The following is a 16,587-nucleotide window of genomic DNA, read 5'->3' as shown; positions in this document are numbered from 1 at the left end:
ATGATGCTTCCATCATACCATGTTCAGCTCGAACGCAATAAATGTTCAATACTTACAGGCCAAAAGCGATGGTAAAACGTATCACCGATTCCCGCATCCCCCAAGCACACTCTATGATGTGGTCGAACGGGTGATGACACACCGGGAGGGAGCAGCTTCAACTGCAAATATACATTTGTGAGTTCCCTTTTTGCATCTTTCGTCACGCTGGACTGCAATCGTGCAGTTTATTTTTCTTTAATATCATAAAAAATGGCAAAATTATCATTTTGAGCTGCACATTTGCAGTTTAAACACCAAAAAGGGCGGTATTTCGCAACAGTAACTGCACTTTTCAGACTGTTGAAAAAAGCCGTGTTTTTCGGTGCACTAACGTATTAGTATGATACAATATCAGTAATTAATTTGGATGAGAGGCGTGTGGTGATCTTGTTGAATAGCAAGCAGTCCGAAAACAAAGCTCATAATGAAATGGAACTTATTTGCATGGATTTATTGGTACCTCAAGATCATCTGCTACGCCTTATCGATAAATATGTGGATTTCTCTTTTATCAGGGAAAAAGTTCGGCCTTACTATAGCGAAACCAAGGGACGACCGGCCTTAGACCCCGTTGTATTATTTAAAATGATGCTCATCGGATATTTGTACGGCATACGCTCTGAACGTCAATTGGAGCAAGAAATCATTCCGAATGCTGCTTATCGCTGGTTCCTTGGCCTGCGTTTCTCCGATCGCGTCCCCGATCACTCGACGATCAGTTGGAACCGGAATAATCGGTTTAAAGATACGAATCTCTTTCAAGAGATTTTTGATGAAATGGTACATCTGGCGATCAACCATAAGATGGTGGATGGTCGTCTCTTGGTGACCGATTCGACTCATATTCGAGCCAACGCTAACAATAATCGCTACACGATGCAGGTTCTCGAAGAGACCCCTCATGACTATCTAAAAGAATTAGAGAAGGCCATCAACGAGGATCGAGAGAGCCACGGAAAAAAGCCCCTTCCTCCCCGGAAGCCTTCCGGGGAGGAAAAACCACGTAAAGTAAGTCAAACCGATCCCGAGTGCGGACTGATGAAACGAAGCGGTAAACCGGAGGCATTCTGTTATCTCGACCATCGCACCGTCGACCATAAATATAACATTATCACCGATGTCCATGTGACACCTGGCCATGTTAATGACGCTGCCGTCTACGTGGAACGCCTCAAGCGACAAATCCAAACCTTTGCATTTCAATCGACGCTGGAAGCCGTCGCGCTGGATTCGGGGTACATGACGCCTTACATATGCGATCAGACGCTAAAGCTAGAGATCGCTGCGGCTATCGCGGAACGCAATGCTCCAACGCCCCCTGACATTTTTCCGAAGAAACAGTTTATCTACCATGCGGAAGAAAATGGCTACCTGTGTCCTGCAGGAAAAATGCTAATGTATACGACTACCAATCGACAAGGGTATCGGGAATACACGTCAAATGCCCAGGAGTGTGCAAACTGCCCCCTGCTCAATCAGTGTACGAAATCGGCCAACCACCAACGTAAGATCGAACGACATATATGGGAAGAGAGTAAAGAGAAGGTCGCTCAGTACCGGAAAACCCATTCCGGAGAGGCGGCCTATAAGTTGCGTCCTCAAACGATAGAACGAAGCTTTGCAGATGCAAAAGAGCTTCATGGATATCGTCGCTGCAAGTTCCGCGGGAGAGCTAAAACGCAGGAACAAGCTTTCATGACCGCAATAGCCCAGAATGTAAAAAAGATTGCCAGGTACCTGGCCCAAAAGGTCGGAGGTGGGCAGAAGCAAAAGACTCCACCTGTTGTTTTAACCAAATTAAGGAACTTATCGAAACCTTTAGCTCTAAATTCTGCCGCTTAAACCGATTTTTCAACAGTCTGACTTTTGCAGTTCGTCGGCTCCTTTCCTGCTTTGCCCCATCGAAAAGCAGGTTGCGCGTTTCCATACCGTAAGAATAGGGACATTTGGCCCCATTTGTGACCGTGAAAAATAGATACGCCACTGCTTCTATATGCATGACTAGCCGTACTCCCGCCGGATCAACGAGAGCAGCCGAGGGTTAACCATCCTGGGCTGCTCTGCCACTGCATGTCTTTAAATGCCGGCCCACACATCCTTGGCGTATAGCCCTTCGGTCTGGAGGCGCTCCATCCATTGCTTCGCTTCCGCTTCGCTGGCTTGATGTATGTCTTGATAGGCTTGTTGCAAGGTGGCCTCGACATCGGGAGCCATTTTGCTGCCATCTCCACATACATAGAGCCGCCCGTCCCGATCCAAGATGCCGATGATTTCCTGCGCATGCTGCTGCATCAAATGCTGAACATACGTCTTCGGCTGCCCTTCTTTCCGGGAAAATGCGGTGTGGACCCTTACCAGTCCTTCGTGTTCGAACCGTTCCAGCTCCACGCGGTAGATCTCATCCGCTTCGTTGCGGCATCCGAAATAGAGGTGCGCTTCGCCAAGCGCTTTTCCTTCCTCTTTCAGCGCGCGGCGAGCCTGCAGGAATCCCCGAAACGGCGCGACCCCCGTCCCTGGCCCGACCATAATGATCGGGACTTCTGGATTCTCGGGAAGCTCAAAGCCCGACTCTGGCGTTCGGACGAACATGACGATTGCATCCCCCGGGTGCTGCCCGGCAAGATAGTTCGAAGCCACCCCGCGGTATTCGCCTTGGCCGCTCCATGCCGGTCCGCGCACGACGGCGACGGTGATGCTGGCTTGTCCAGGCTGCGCACGCGGCGAACTGGATATCGAATAGTATCGCGCCTTCAGAGGCGGCAGCAGCTCCAAGAAGCGTTCGAACGGCAATTCACAGGCTTCGTATTTTTCCAGCAAATCAAGCATCGTCAACCGTTTCTGAAGAACATTGGCCTTGTACGCATCTTCCTCCAGCAAAGAATCAAGTTCCCGCTTATGAGGCGGACACACGGTGAACGCCGCCAGCTCCCGCAGCTGCGCCCGGGTCGCCGCTTCCTGCAATTCCACGCTATGACTCAGCAGGTCGTGCAAGCTTACCGGGCGCTCCAGCGGCAGGTGAGCCGCACTCCGTCCGGTCGCATTCAGCACGACATGGTCGTTGCCATCCATGCCGAATCGGCGCAAGACACGTTCAATGAGCTCCTTCCGATTCCGAGGCAACACGCCCACATGATCTCCCTCTTTGTAGGAGATTCCCTCCGGAAGCGCGATTTCGATATGGCGAGTGCTGCGCTCGCTGCCTTCCGCTTGCAGCTCGCGATTCTCCGCCACCTTGGCATACGTCGCATCGTACGTTTCGGCAAGCGGGGTTCCAATGAACCCGCTGACGTACTGCACGGTGAGCGTGCCGCTTTCCCTCTCCGTCTTCTCATTTATCTTCAGACCCAGCGCGGTCATCACATCCGGCCATAGATGCTCGCGCCAGCTCTCCACCTGCATCTCGAAATCGCCGCTGGCGTCTCCTTCGCCACGCGAAGCAAGCCTCGTTGCTCCCTTGGACGCAAGCTGATCATCTATGAAGCGGGGAACTTCCTGATAGGTGCTGGCCCAGTTGTGGTCCCCGCAGCCAAAGACGGCATAACGCACCCCCTCCAGCTCCCCAGGCTCCACTTCCTGCAGCCATTGGACAAATTTGTGCGCATTGCTTGGCGGTTTGCCGTTATAAGATGCCGATACAATATAAACGGCGCCCTGCTTCGGCAATTTTCCCACATATTCGTTCAACGGCGCGACCTCGCTTCGAAATCCTTGATACCGCGCCGAATCCGCCATTTCCCGGGCAATTCCTTCAGCCGTGCCGAGATTGGAGCCGTACAGCACCAGCAGAGGGGTATTGTGAGCCTCCACCGGATTGGGGGAAGCTTGTTCAGCCGCTTTCTGTTCCGGCGCATGTGTCTCTGCTGCGCCTGCGATCGCATAGCCGACTTGTCCGCCACGGGGACGCACCCGCATCGTGAACCCATCGGGCTTCAGCGTCAATGTTTCCTTGACCTTCAATTGGTACTGGGAATGATCGATAATCTCAAAATGCTTCAGAACCATCCCGAGGACAAGGGTCGCCTCTTGAAGGGCAAACTGCTGCCCGATGCACGCCCGTTGTCCGTTGCCGAACGGTTTATAGGCATGATGAGGAATCCGGCTCGGATCCTCGAACCGCTCCGGACGGAACTCTTCGACATCCTCTCCCCATACTTCGGTATCCCGGTGCAGCTTGGGAATCAGCACGTTGACGCTTTCCCCTTGCTTCAATGGGTATTTGCCGGCCAGCAACGTGTCTTCCTTGGCATATAAGGCGAAGGCAGGGGCCGTGGGCCACAGGCGCAGCGATTCACTCAAAATCATGCGGATGTATTTCAAATTCCTTACCTCGGTATAAGACGGAACCGGTTCCGTGAGAACGCGATCGACCTCCTCATATGCCTTGTGAAGCTTATCGGGGTTCTTCAACAGGAAATACAATGCGAAGGACAACAATCCGCTTGTCGTTTCGTGCCCGGCAATCAGAAACGTAATGATCTGATAGCGGATGTTTTCATCATCCAGCGCTTCTCCGGTCTCCGGATCTTTTCCGTTCAGCATATGGGCTAACAAATCATTCCCGCCCTGATCGCCATGGGCCTTGCGCTCCGCAATGATTCTATCCACCAATGAAAACATGGCCTGCATGTCGTGCATGAACTGGCGTTTCGTAATAACCATCAGCTTATCTTGAATGCCCAGGCGTTGCAGCTGGCTCATCGCTTCATCCAGCGCCCGAACCATGCTTGTAATGAAAGGATGCTGTTGTTCTCTGTAAAAGCTGTTGAAACGGTAGTTGAAGCCGCACAGCCCGATGGTGTCCAAAGTCAGGCGGGTCATGTCTTCCGGCACATTCACGCTTTCATCCGGATTCAGCCGCCCCCATTTTTGAATCAGCTGTACCGCCAAATCCACCATCATCTCGTGATATCCGCGCATGGCCGTCTGGCTGAAGCTCGGAAGCAAAATGTGGTGCGCCTTCTGCCAATTGGGCTCCTCCGTCTCGGCCGTGAACAAGCCATCCTTGGTGAATGCACGCACCTTCTGCAGAGGCGCCCACACTTTTTTGTCGAATCGGGACTCGTCACAAGCATCTTCCACCAACTCGTGACCCGAGATGAAGATCTCACTTCTGCCCGGCAAATCCATGCGAAATATCGTCCCATACTCCTCAGCCAGCTTTACGAGTGACTGAACAGGCGCCTCCAGGTTGATTTGGGGCAAGTTGCCCAGCGGTCCGAACGTTTTTGGCTGTGGAATGGTAATGGTCATAGCAATTGGCCTCCCTTGTGTTGGAATAAGATGAGTATAGAATCCGCGATATCTTAATATCCCCTCAATTGTTAATATTATCCGAATTGAAGAGGGGATCAGATCGCTGAAGGGACGTCAAAAACGGCTGTTATATACTAACATAGGGGGCGCCCATCAAACATGCTATTATGCTACCGACGGTCTGTTGATGAGATGGTTCGAGGACGCAGGTTAGACGTTTTCCTTAGACGCCCTTGGATTCTGTCCAATGGAATCAGCCGTGTAAATCGCTTATGGCAGGTTCCATTGGAGTTCATCCAATGGTTTGACACTTATCGGGCTCAATCGCCGAGAAACAGCCGAATCTACTGTATAAAATTCTGGATGCCGTTGAGCAGCTTAACCTGTTCTTTCTGCTGTACGTTTTCCAATGAAAACAAGCTTCGACCGTGTTGAAGAACAACATTCATCACATGAGTGAGAGCATTCAGAAATGGGGAATGAAGCAGGGGTGGGGAACAAACCAGAAAAAAAGTGACTGCAGTGCGGGAGTTATTCGCAGCCTCCACCGCCTGAGTCACAACTATTTTTGGAACAGGAGTATTTCAGGAGAACGATGCGTTACCATAGTTAATGGTAAAAAAGTACTAGGATAAAAGGGGCGTCCTAAGCCAACTAACTAAGCTGGCGGACGCCCCTTTTTGTATGAAATAATAGATCGAATGGATGGAGACGGAGAAGTTACAACCTTATGTCTGCAGCGCCTGCTTGAACTGCTCGGTCAAGAGCGGCACGACTTCGAACAAGTCGCCTACAATACCGTAATCGGCAACTTGGAATATCGGCGCTTCCGGGTCCTTGTTAATCGCGATGATGACGCGCGACTGGCTCATGCCGGCCAAATGCTGAATCGCGCCGCTGATCCCGCAGGCGATATACAGCTCCGGCGTCACGACCTTGCCGGTCTGGCCGATCTGCAGGGCATAATCGCAATAATTCGCATCGCAAGCGCCGCGGGAAGCGCCGACGGCGCCGCCCAGCACGGCCGCGAGTTCCTCCAGAGGCTGGAAGCCTTCGGCGCTGCGGACGCCCCGGCCGCCGGAGACGATGACCTTCGCTTCGCTCAGGTCCATCTTGCCGGCGGTATTTTGCACAACCTCGCGGATGACTGCGGCAAGCGGCGGCTCCGGATAGGCGACTGCTGTCACCGGCGCCGTCCGGCCTGCTTCGGCTGCCAGAGGCGGAATGTTATTCGGGCGGATGGTGACAATCCACGGCGCCGACAGAAACTTTTTCTTTTCCATTGCCTTGCCTGCATAAATCGGACGATTAAACAGCACTTCGCCGTTCTCGTCCGTTTCCATGGAGATGACGTCAGAGATCTGGCCGGCGCTTAGCGCGGCAGCTAATTGGGGCGCAAGATCCTTGCCCCATGCGGTATGGCCGAAGAACACGCCGTCCGGGCGGACTTCCTGCACGACTGCCTGCAGCGCGGCAAAATAAGCTTCAGGATGATAGTGAATAAGAGCGGAATGCTCAACGGTGTAAATATGATCCGCGCCGTAAACGGCTAATTCGCCTGCATAACGGGTCACATCCGAACCCATGCTTACTGCGGCCACGGTTCCACCGTTGCCGGCAGCAGTGCGGGCCGCGCCAATCGCTTCATAAGATACCTGCCGAAGAGCTCCGTCTTTCGGTTCGGCTACGACAAGAATTGTTCTTGACATGGTCAATCGCCTCCTTCGAATATGGGCCTTGCCGGTATAGGAATCAGCTTCATACAACCTTAGCTTCCGTGCGCAGCAGCCGGAACAGCTCCTGCGCCTGCTCCGCCGGTTCCCCGGAAATCAGCTTGCCTGCTTGGCGCTGCGGAGGCAGGGACAGCTCGGCGCGCTCGGTGCGCGCTTCGGCCGTCACGCCGAAGTCGTCCAGCGTCAGCTCGCGGAACGGCTTCTTCTTCGCCTTCATAATGCCTTGCAGCGAAGGATAACGCGGCTCGTTCAGCCCTTGCTGGGCCGTAAATAGCGCCGGAAGCGGCAGCTCGACGACCTCCGTGTCTCCCTCGGCGTCGCGGGAGCACACGGCGCGTCCGTCTGCGATGTCCAGCTTCGTAATGGCCGACGCATGCGGGATGCCGAGCAGCTTCGCCAGTCTTACGGCCACTTGCCCCGCGCCGTTATCCACGGAAAAATTGCCGCCTAAGACAAGGTCGTACGGCTCCGTGCCGACGAAAGCGGCCAGCGCCTGCGCAACCGCGTGCTCATCTGCGCCGATGCGCTCGTCGTTCAGCAGCACGGCCTCGTCGGCGCCCATGGCGAGCGCCGTGCGCAGCGCTTCAGCCGTCCGCTCGGGACCGGCGGATACGACGGTCACTTTGCCGCCTTTGTCCTCGCGGATGCGGATCGCTTCTTCCACTGCATACTCATCATAGGGATTAAGCACGAATTTGACACCGTCTTCGACGACGCCTCCTTCTTCGATGAAGATCTTTTCCTCCGTATCGAACGTCTGCTTGACTAATACGATAATATTCATCGTTCATTGCCCCTTTCGCTTTTTTACCATGAAGGAAAGTGGAAAGTGCAAACTCTATGAAGGGATTTGCCGGTTGGTCATACTTTCCTTATGGAGATAACACATGAATTGACGTGCTAACGCTCGTTGCTAAGCCTCCAGCCCTCTTAGAAAAAAGCCAATCGTTCCGTCCAACTGTCCGACGAGGGAGTACTTCTGCCCGGAAATGAGCCATGAGGTCACTACCTCATCCATGGAACCGAATATGAGAAGACGGGTAAGCTTTACGTCCAAATCGGGACGAAACACTTTCTCTTCGATGCCGCGCAGCAAAATTTGTTCAATGAGCACAATGTATGGCTTGATTGTCTTTCCGATTTCCTTGCGCAGCTCCAGCGAGCTTTGTCTAAGCTCAATCTGCGTCACGAAAGCCAAATCTGGATTTTTTTCAAGCTCGTTAAAATGGATTTCGCATACCTTGCGCAGCGCTTCTTTGGCTCCTGTCGTTTCTTCGAGGCTCGCGTGAAACTTGGCGACAAGCTCGCCCAGCTTCTCGCGGAACAAAGAAATGAGGATATCCTCCTTTCGTTTGAAATATAAATAAATAGTACCGTCAGCGACCCCGGCCGTTTTGGCAATCCTGGACACTTGCGAACGGTGAAAACCGTTTTCTGCAAAAACTTTGACAGCTGCATCGAGGATTTGGGTATATTTTTCTTTTTTCTGACTTGCCATGGAATCACCTCAGTGCTAAAATGTGGAATACAAATGAATGAACGCTCATTCATTTTCTGCTGATATCATAAAATAGAACCCGAACCTTGTCAATGATTGGATGAAAAAGCGGGTGTTCATCCAGCCGGGGACATGCGGTATCAGCGGATTGGAAGCGTTTCTTGCGATATGTTCATTCATTTGCAAAAGGGGAAAGGAGATGGTTCCGATGCCGGGAGCGATTGTGCAGCTCGTTCTGTTTTTGGCCGTCACGGGACTAGGCGTCTATTGGTTCGCCAAAGCGGTCATCCACCGGTACATGTACATCAAGCTGGGACAGCCGGTGGATTGGAACGGGCGCGCGAAGCATCACTTGCGCGAGTTCGCCGTTCAAGTGTTCGGCCAGACGAAGCTGCTGAAGGACAAGAAGAGCGGTCTGATGCACGTTGTCATTTTTTACGGCTTTATCATTTTGCAATTGGGTGCGCTGGATATTATCTATAAAGGACTGGCCGGCCGGCCGCTTCCGATTCCGGGCTATGCGGCGTTCGAGCTGCTGCAGGAAATAACGGTGGCGCTCGTGCTTATCGCCATGGGCTATGCCGCTTACCGCCGGTACGGCGAGAAGCTGGAGCGGTTGAAGCGCGGATGGAAACCTTCCATCGTTGTGTTCTTCATCTTCTCGCTTATGCTCTCCGTCTTGCTGACTATGGCGTTCCATCGCCTGGTCGAAGGGGCGGGACAGTCTCTATACGCGCCCATAGCGTCCCTGATAGCAATGCTATTTTCCGGCATGTCCCAGAATGCGGCGGAGGCGCTGTATATCACATTCTGGTGGGCGCATCTGCTTATCCTGCTCGCGTTTCTCGTCTATGTGCCGCAGAGCAAGCATTTTCATCTGCTGTCGGCACCGGTCAATCTGCTGCTCCGGCGCACCGAACCGACCGGACGTCTCCGCAAGCTCGATCTCGAAAACGAAGAAGCGGAATCGTTCGGCGCCGGCAAGGTGGAGGACTTCACCCAGAAGCAGCTGCTTGATCTGTACGCCTGCGTCGAATGCGGGCGCTGCACGAACGTCTGCCCGGCTGCCGGAACGGGTAAATGGCTGTCGCCGATGCACATGATCGTCAAACTGCGGGATCACTTGACGGAAAAAGGAGCGGCTGTCACCTCGCGTTCGCCTTGGATGCCGTCATTCGCCTTCTCGGCTGTCAACACGCACGGCATGCAGACCGACGGTCAGGAGCTCGGCGCATGGCAAGGGGATGGGATGACCGACATCGGACCGACGATGCGGGCGCAAGCCGCATCATGGCAGACGGCGGCGGACCGCGCGCCGGGCGAGCTGGAGCTTATCGGAGACGTCATGTCCGAGGCCGAAATATGGGCTTGCACGACTTGCCGCAATTGCGAGGATCAGTGCCCTGTCGGCAATGAGCATGTCGATAAGATCGTCGACATGCGCCGGTATCTCGTGCTGACGCAAGGCAGCATGCCGCATGACGGGCAGAGGGCGCTGCAGAACATCGAACGCCAAGGCAATCCGTGGGGCATCAGCCGCAGCGACCGCGCCAAGTGGGTGCGCGAAGTCGATCCTGAAGGCGTGCTGCACGTGCCGACGGTGAAGGAGAACCCGGAATTCGACATCTTGCTGTTCGTCGGTTCAATGGGCTCTTACGACAATCGCAGCCGCAAGGTGACGCGTTCGCTCGTGCGTCTCATGAACGAAGCCGGCGTGAACTTCGCTATTCTTGGCAACGAGGAAAAAAACTCGGGTGACACCCCGCGGCGCTTGGGCAACGAGTTTTTGTTCCAGCAGCTGTGCGAGGAGAACATCGCCATGTTCCAGAAGTACAACGTGCGCAAGATTGTAACCGCCTGCCCGCACACCTATAATACGCTGAAAAATGAATACCCGGAATTCGGCCTTGAAGCCGAGGTGCTTCATCACAGCGAGCTACTCGACGAGTTGCTGGGCACGGGGCGTCTCATGCCGCGCCATGAAGTGGAGGAGCGCATTACGTATCACGACTCGTGCTACCTGGGGCGATATAACGGCGTCTACGATCAGCCGCGCAACATTTTGCGGGCGATCCGGGGCGTGACCCTGCTGGAGATGGAGCGCACCCGCGAGAACGGCATGTGCTGCGGAGCGGGCGGCGGCATGATGTGGATGGAGGAAACGGCCGGCAAGCGCGTCAATCTGGCCCGCACCGAACAGGCGCTCGCTGTGAAGCCGACAGTCATCTCATCGGCCTGTCCGTATTGTCTCACCATGATGGAAGACGGCACCAAGCTGCTGGAAGCGGAAGAAACGGTACAGACGCGAGATATCGCCGAAATTTTGGAATTGGCTGTCTTTGGCCCGGTAAGGTCGGACGACAAGCAGCCCGTCACGGTATAATCGCAACCCGTCTTGCAGGCAAAAAACACATTGACATCATTGACTACATCGAATGAACAACCACGACGAATCATTAACCGCAATGGTTAAGCTCAACAATCCATCAACGACCTACCCATATAATCAATCATCAATGACCCGTCACACAAACAACAGCGCTCGATTCCAGAGCAACGACATCAAGTAGAAGTCAACAACAAAGATTCATTTATCTCATCATGTTGAAACAGAACATTTCAATCTGGGAGGGAATCTGCATATGATCCAACCGATTCAACGCGCCGCCGTTATCGGCTCCGGCGTAATGGGAGCGGCGATCGCCGCCCACTTGGCAGGCGCCGGCATTCGGTGTCTCTTGCTTGACCTCGTGCCGGCTCAGCTTACGGAAGCAGAAGCGCAGAAGGGGCTTACGCTTGAACACCCGGCCGTGCGCAACCGTCTTGCCGTTAATGCAATCACACGTTTGAAAAAGACAAAACCGGCACCTTTATACAGCGAAGCATTTGCCGAACGAATTACGCCGGGCAATCTGGAGGACGATCTTCCGAAGCTGGCCGACGTGGATTGGATTATTGAAGTCGTCGTCGAAAGGCTTGACGTCAAGCAGGAGCTGTTCGGGCGCATCGAGGGGGTATGGAAGCCGGGCACCATCGTATCGTCGAACACGTCCGGCATTTCCATCAATGACATGGTTGCTTCATGCGGAGAAGAGTTCAAGCGTCATTTTTTGGGCACTCATTTTTTCAATCCGCCGCGTTACATGAAGCTGCTTGAAATCATACCGGGAGCAACGACCGATCCGGAAATTGTGTCGTACATGCACGAATTCTGCGAGCGCCGCCTCGGTAAAGGCGTTGTTGTGGCCAAGGATACGCCCAATTTCATAGCCAACCGCATTGGCACCTACGGATTGCTCGTTACGCTGCGCAACATGCTTGAAATGGGATACACGATCGAAGAAGTCGATGCGGTGACCGGACCGGCCTTGGGACGGCCGAAGAGCGCCACGTTCCGCACGCTTGACCTCGTCGGACTCGACACGTTCGTCCACGTTGCGGCCAACGTGCATGGCCAGACGGCTGCCACGGCAGAGAAGGACGTGTTTAGCGCTCCCGATGTCCTGAACCGGATGGTGGAGCTTGGCTGGATCGGCGAGAAGCAGGGTCAAGGCTTCTATAAGAAGGTGAAGACGGAGGCGGGCAAGGAAATACATGCGCTCCGCTTCGACACGATGGAGTACGCGCCGTCGCGCAAAGTCTCTTCGGCTTCGCTCGAAGCGGCCAAGACCGCGAAGGGCGCAGCCAATAAAATCAGGGCGCTTCTCGGGACGAAGGACCGGTATTCCGAGCTGGCTTGGAACACGCTCAAGCCAGTGCTGCTCTATGCGGCGCACAAGCTGGGCGAGATCGCGGACACGATAGCCGATATCGACAACGCCATGAAGTGGGGCTTCAACTGGGATCTCGGTCCGTTCGAGATATGGGATGCGATTGGCTTGGCATCGACCGCCACACGCATGGAGGCCGAGGGCGATACGCTGCCGGAGTGGGTGCGTGCCTGGATAGACGCCGGCCATACCGGATTTTATGAGCAGCGGGACAATAGAAGCTTCTATGTCCGCAATGGGGACTGGAGCGAGCTTGAGATACCGGCCGAGCATATTTCGCTGCGAGGGCTCAAGCAACAGAATCAAGTCGTGCTGTCCAATCCGGGCGCCAGCTTAATTGATATCGGCGACGGTGTCGCATGTCTTGAATTCCATTCGCCGAACAACGCCATCGGTGCCGACATACTGACGATGATACAGAAGAGCGTCGACGAGGTGCGCCGCAATTACCGCGGACTCGTCGTGGCGAACGAAGGACGCCACTTCTGCGTCGGCGCGAACGTGATGCTGCTGTTGATGGAGGCGCAGGAAGAGGAATGGGATGAGATAGACCTCATTATCCGCCAGTTCCAGAGCACCATGCTGACGCTCAAGAGGCTGGAAAAACCGGTCGTGGCGGCGCCGCATCAAATGACGCTCGGCGGCGGGGTGGAAGCGTGCTTGCCTGCCGACAAGATCATTTTCTCGGCGGAAACGTATTTCGGATTGGTGGAGACGGGTGTCGGCCTAATTCCGGGAGGCGGAGGCTGCAAGGAATTGGCCTTGCGCTCAAGCCGGATGGCGGGCCATACGGACGCTGATTTGCAGCCGTTCGTGAGCGGGTATTTCGAGACGGTCGCATTGGCGAAGGTGTCGACGAGCGGCTATGATACGAAGCGGCTAGGGTACATGGGACCGGGCGATTCCGTCGTCATTAATCAGGACCGCCGTATACATGAAGCGAAGATGGCCGTGCTGGCAATGGACCGCGCGGGATACGAGCCGCAGGAAGAGGAGCGCATCCGCGTCATCGGAGAGCCGGGCAAGGCCGTGCTGGAGCTGGGAGCCTATACGATGCATCTCGGCGGGTACATTTCGGATCATGACCGGCTTATCGCGAACAAGCTCGCGCATGTGCTCGCGGGCGGCAATGTGCCGGCGAACAGCCTTGTGACCGAGCAGTACATGCTCGATTTGGAGCGGGAAGCATTTTTGAGCCTGTGCGGCGAGCCGAAGACGCAGGCGCGCATGCAGCATATGCTGGCCAAAGGCAAGCCGCTGCGTAACTAACGACCTTCCAAACTATGAATGAGGTGAGATTGCAATGAAAGAGGCAGTCATTGTATCTATGGCGCGTACGCCAGTTGGCAAGGCAAAGAAGGGAAGCCTCGCGCACACGCGCGCCGAGGATCTGGGCCGCATCGTGCTGGATGAGGCGGTTCGGCGCGCGCCGGGCTTGAGCAAGTCGGAGATCGAGGATGTCATTATCGGCTGTGCGATGCCGGAAGGCGAACAGGGGTTGAATATGGCGCGCATCGTATCGCTGTATGCCGGCTATCCGGAGGCTGTGCCTGCGGTGACGATTAACCGTTTCTGTTCGTCAGGCCTGCAGTCGATAGCGTTCGCTGCGGAACGAATCAGGGCCGGCTCCGCCGAGACGATCGTGGCCGGGGGCATAGAGAGCATGAGCGCGGTTCCAATGACCGGATTCAAGTTGTCGCCGCATCCGAAGCTTGTGTCCGAGATGCCGGAGGTGTATATGGGCATGGGATATACCGCGGAGAATGTAGCGACACGGTTCGGCATCAGCCGCGAGGATCAGGACCGCTTCGCGGCGGACAGCCACCGCAAGGCGGCGGCTGCCATCGCGGATGGGAAGTTCCGCGACGAGATCGTGCCTGTGAATACGTCCCAAAAAGGCGTAGGCGCCGACGGCCGTCCATGGGAGAAGGACATCATGTTCGACATGGACGAAGGCGTCCGGCCGGATACGACGCCGGAAGCTCTTGCCCGGCTGAAGCCGGCGTTCGCCGCGAGAGGCAGCGTAACGGCGGGGAACAGCTCGCAGATGAGCGATGGCGCGGCGGCTTGCGTGCTGATGAGCGCCGAACGGGCGCAAGCGCTCGGCCTGCAGCCGCTGGCCGCATTCCGCAGCTTCGCGCTCGCCGGCGTCGAGCCAGAGATCATGGGCGTAGGCCCTGTTGAAGCGATCCCGAAGGCGCTGCGCATGGCCGGCATTACGCAGGAGCAAGTGGACCTGTTCGAGGTGAATGAAGCGTTCGCCTCGCAATGCATTCACATCATCCGCCAGTTGGAGCTGGATGAGAGCAAAGTGAATGTGAACGGGGGCGCGATTGCGCTCGGCCACCCGCTCGGCTGCACGGGTTCGAAGCTGACGGCGACGCTCGTGCATGAACTGCGCCGCCGTGGCGGCGGCTACGGCGTCGTCTCGATGTGCATCGGCGGGGGAATGGGAGCCGCCGGCGTGTTTGAAGTGTTTGCCTAATCAATCATTTTGGAAAGGAAGATGGCCATGTTGGAAACGAAGATCAAAGGCGGCAGCTTTGTGATTGAGGATGTGGAACCGGAAGCGATTGTTACGCCGGAGGATTTCAGCGAAGAGCAGCGCATGATGGTGGAAACGACCCGCGATTATGTAGAAGGAGAAGTGCTGCCTAACGACGAAGCATTGGAGAAATTGGACTATGAGCTGACGGTAAAGCTGATGCGCAAAGCCGGGGAGCTCGGCTTGCTCGGCGCCGACATTCCGGAGGAGTACGGCGGCCTCGGGCTCGACAAGGTGAGCTCGACGCTTATCGGCGAGACACTTACGAAGGCGTCCGGCTTCGCACTGTCGATTGGCGCGCATGTCGGTATCGGGACGCTGCCGATCGTGTTCTTCGGCACGCCAGAGCAGAAGAGCAAATACTTGCCAGACTTGGCGACAGGTGCGAAAATCGCCGCTTATTGCCTTACGGAACCGTCATCGGGATCGGACGCTCTGGGCGCGAAGACGACGGCAAAGCTATCGGAGGATGGCAGCCATTATGTGTTGAACGGCTCTAAAATTTTCATTACGAATGCGGGCTTCGCCGATATTTTCATCGTGTACGCGAAGGTTGACGGCAAAGATTTCACCGCCTTTATCGTGGAAAGAGGGATGGAAGGGTTCACGATCGGTCCGGAAGAGAAGAAGATGGGCATTAAAGGATCTTCTACCTGTCCGCTCTTTTTCGAAGACGTCAAAGTGCCGGTGGAGAACCTGCTTGGCGAGATTGGCCGCGGCCACGTCATTGCGTTCAACATCTTGAACATAGGGCGCTTCAAGTTGGGTGCGGGCTGCCTTGGCGCAGCGAAGGAAGCGATCGAGCTGAGCGCGAAATACGCGAATGAGCGCACACAGTTCGGCAAGGCGCTCACATCCTTCCCGCTCATCGGCAAGAAGCTTGCGGAGATGAACATCCGCACGTATGTGACGGAGTGCATGGTGTACCGCACGTCCGGCTTGGTTGACGCCGCGCTCAAGGACATCGATCATCAGCAGCCGGACTCAGGCCAGCTGTCGGCCAAGGGCATTGCCGAATATGCGCTCGAGTGCTCCATCAACAAAGTGTTTGCTTCCGAGGCGCTCGACTTCGTTGCCGACGAAGGCGTGCAAATTCACGGCGGCTACGGCTTTACCCAAGAATACAAAATCGAGCGCATCTACCGTGATTCCCGGATCAATCGCATCTTCGAGGGCACGAACGAAATCAACCGCCTGCTCATACCGGGCACGCTGCTCAAGAAAGCGGCCAAAGGCGAGCTTCCGCTCATGCAAAAGGCGCAGGCGCTGCAATCCGATCTGATGTCGATCGTATCCGTTCCGGATTCGGGCGGCGTGTTGGAGCAAGAGGGACACCTGGTATCCATGGCGAAAAAAGTATTTCTCATGATCGGCGGCTTGGCGGCGCAGAAGTACGGCCCTGCATTGGAAAAACAGCAGGAAATACTCAGCAACCTCGCCGATCTGATGATTGCGGTATATGCGATGGAGAGCGTCCTGCTGCGCACGCGCAAGCTGATAGCCAAGGGCGGCGAGGCGAAGGCGAAGCTGGCCGTGCAGATGACGACCGTCTATGTGCATGAAGCGTTTGCCGACATCGAACGAATCGCCAAGGAATCGCTGGCGGCTATGGAGTCGGGCGACATGCTGCGCACGCAGTTGTCCATTCTGAAAAAGCTGGCTAAAAACTCACCGATAGACTCTGTCAGCATGAAGCGTGAAATCGCGGCACGTGTCATCCAGTCGGAAAAATACGCGGTCTCGTAA

8 protein-coding genes and 1 pseudogene are annotated in these 16,587 nt (G+C 55.3%); 5 read left to right on the top strand and 4 right to left on the bottom strand.

All coding sequences use genetic code 11. The annotated features are described in order from the left end of the window. Positions 1 to 429: 429 nt before the first annotated feature. A pseudogene (locus JSQ80_RS01900) lies at positions 430 to 1,791 on the top strand (IS1182 family transposase); the annotation flags it as partial. A 327-nt stretch (positions 1,792 to 2,118) separates the two neighbouring features. Here the strand turns inward: JSQ80_RS01900 and JSQ80_RS01895 are convergent. From JSQ80_RS01895 to JSQ80_RS01880, 4 genes are all read right to left on the bottom strand, one after another. After that, positions 2,119 to 5,292, bottom strand: a complete 3,174-nt coding sequence (locus tag JSQ80_RS01895; protein ID WP_206094135.1) for a bifunctional cytochrome P450/NADPH--P450 reductase — start codon at positions 5,290 to 5,292, stop codon at positions 2,119 to 2,121. Between the two features lie 731 nt (positions 5,293 to 6,023). Continuing rightward, positions 6,024 to 7,004, bottom strand: coding sequence for an electron transfer flavoprotein subunit alpha/FixB family protein (locus JSQ80_RS01890; RefSeq protein WP_206094134.1), 981 nt, complete (start codon positions 7,002 to 7,004; stop codon positions 6,024 to 6,026). A gap of 49 nt (positions 7,005 to 7,053) precedes the next feature. Then, positions 7,054 to 7,812: an electron transfer flavoprotein subunit beta/FixA family protein gene (locus tag JSQ80_RS01885; protein WP_206094133.1), complete on the bottom strand. Its 759-nt coding sequence runs from the start codon at positions 7,810 to 7,812 to the stop codon at positions 7,054 to 7,056. A 129-nt stretch (positions 7,813 to 7,941) separates the two neighbouring features. Then, the gene (locus tag JSQ80_RS01880) at positions 7,942 to 8,526 is read right to left on the bottom strand and encodes a TetR/AcrR family transcriptional regulator (RefSeq protein ID WP_087433489.1); all 585 of its coding nucleotides are present in this window, start codon (positions 8,524 to 8,526) and stop codon (positions 7,942 to 7,944) included. 208 nt (positions 8,527 to 8,734) lie between these two features. Here JSQ80_RS01880 and JSQ80_RS01875 point away from each other — a divergent pair, with 208 nt between their 5' ends. The 4 genes from JSQ80_RS01875 (at position 8,735) to JSQ80_RS01860 (ending at position 16,587) form a co-directional block, all read left to right on the top strand. Continuing rightward, entirely contained in the window at positions 8,735 to 10,909 is a 2,175-nt protein-coding gene (locus tag JSQ80_RS01875; protein ID WP_206094132.1) for a (Fe-S)-binding protein, read from the top strand. Positions 10,910 to 11,168: 259 nt separating this feature from the next. After that, complete coding sequence (locus JSQ80_RS01870) at positions 11,169 to 13,565, top strand: 3-hydroxyacyl-CoA dehydrogenase/enoyl-CoA hydratase family protein (RefSeq protein ID WP_206094131.1); 2,397 nt, start codon at positions 11,169 to 11,171, stop codon at positions 13,563 to 13,565. Positions 13,566 to 13,599: 34 nt separating this feature from the next. After that, positions 13,600 to 14,781, top strand: coding sequence for an acetyl-CoA C-acyltransferase (locus tag JSQ80_RS01865; protein WP_087433492.1), 1,182 nt, complete (start codon positions 13,600 to 13,602; stop codon positions 14,779 to 14,781). Between the two features lie 27 nt (positions 14,782 to 14,808). Beyond that, positions 14,809 to 16,587, top strand: coding sequence for an acyl-CoA dehydrogenase family protein (locus JSQ80_RS01860; RefSeq protein ID WP_272491061.1), 1,779 nt, complete (start codon positions 14,809 to 14,811; stop codon positions 16,585 to 16,587).

This window comes from Paenibacillus apiarius, assembly GCF_017052585.1.
In the GTDB taxonomy this organism is placed as follows: domain Bacteria; phylum Bacillota; class Bacilli; order Paenibacillales; family Paenibacillaceae; genus Paenibacillus_B; species Paenibacillus_B apiarius.
The sequence above is the reverse complement of the archived record's forward strand: the minus strand, read 5'-3'. Positions and strand labels throughout refer to the sequence as shown.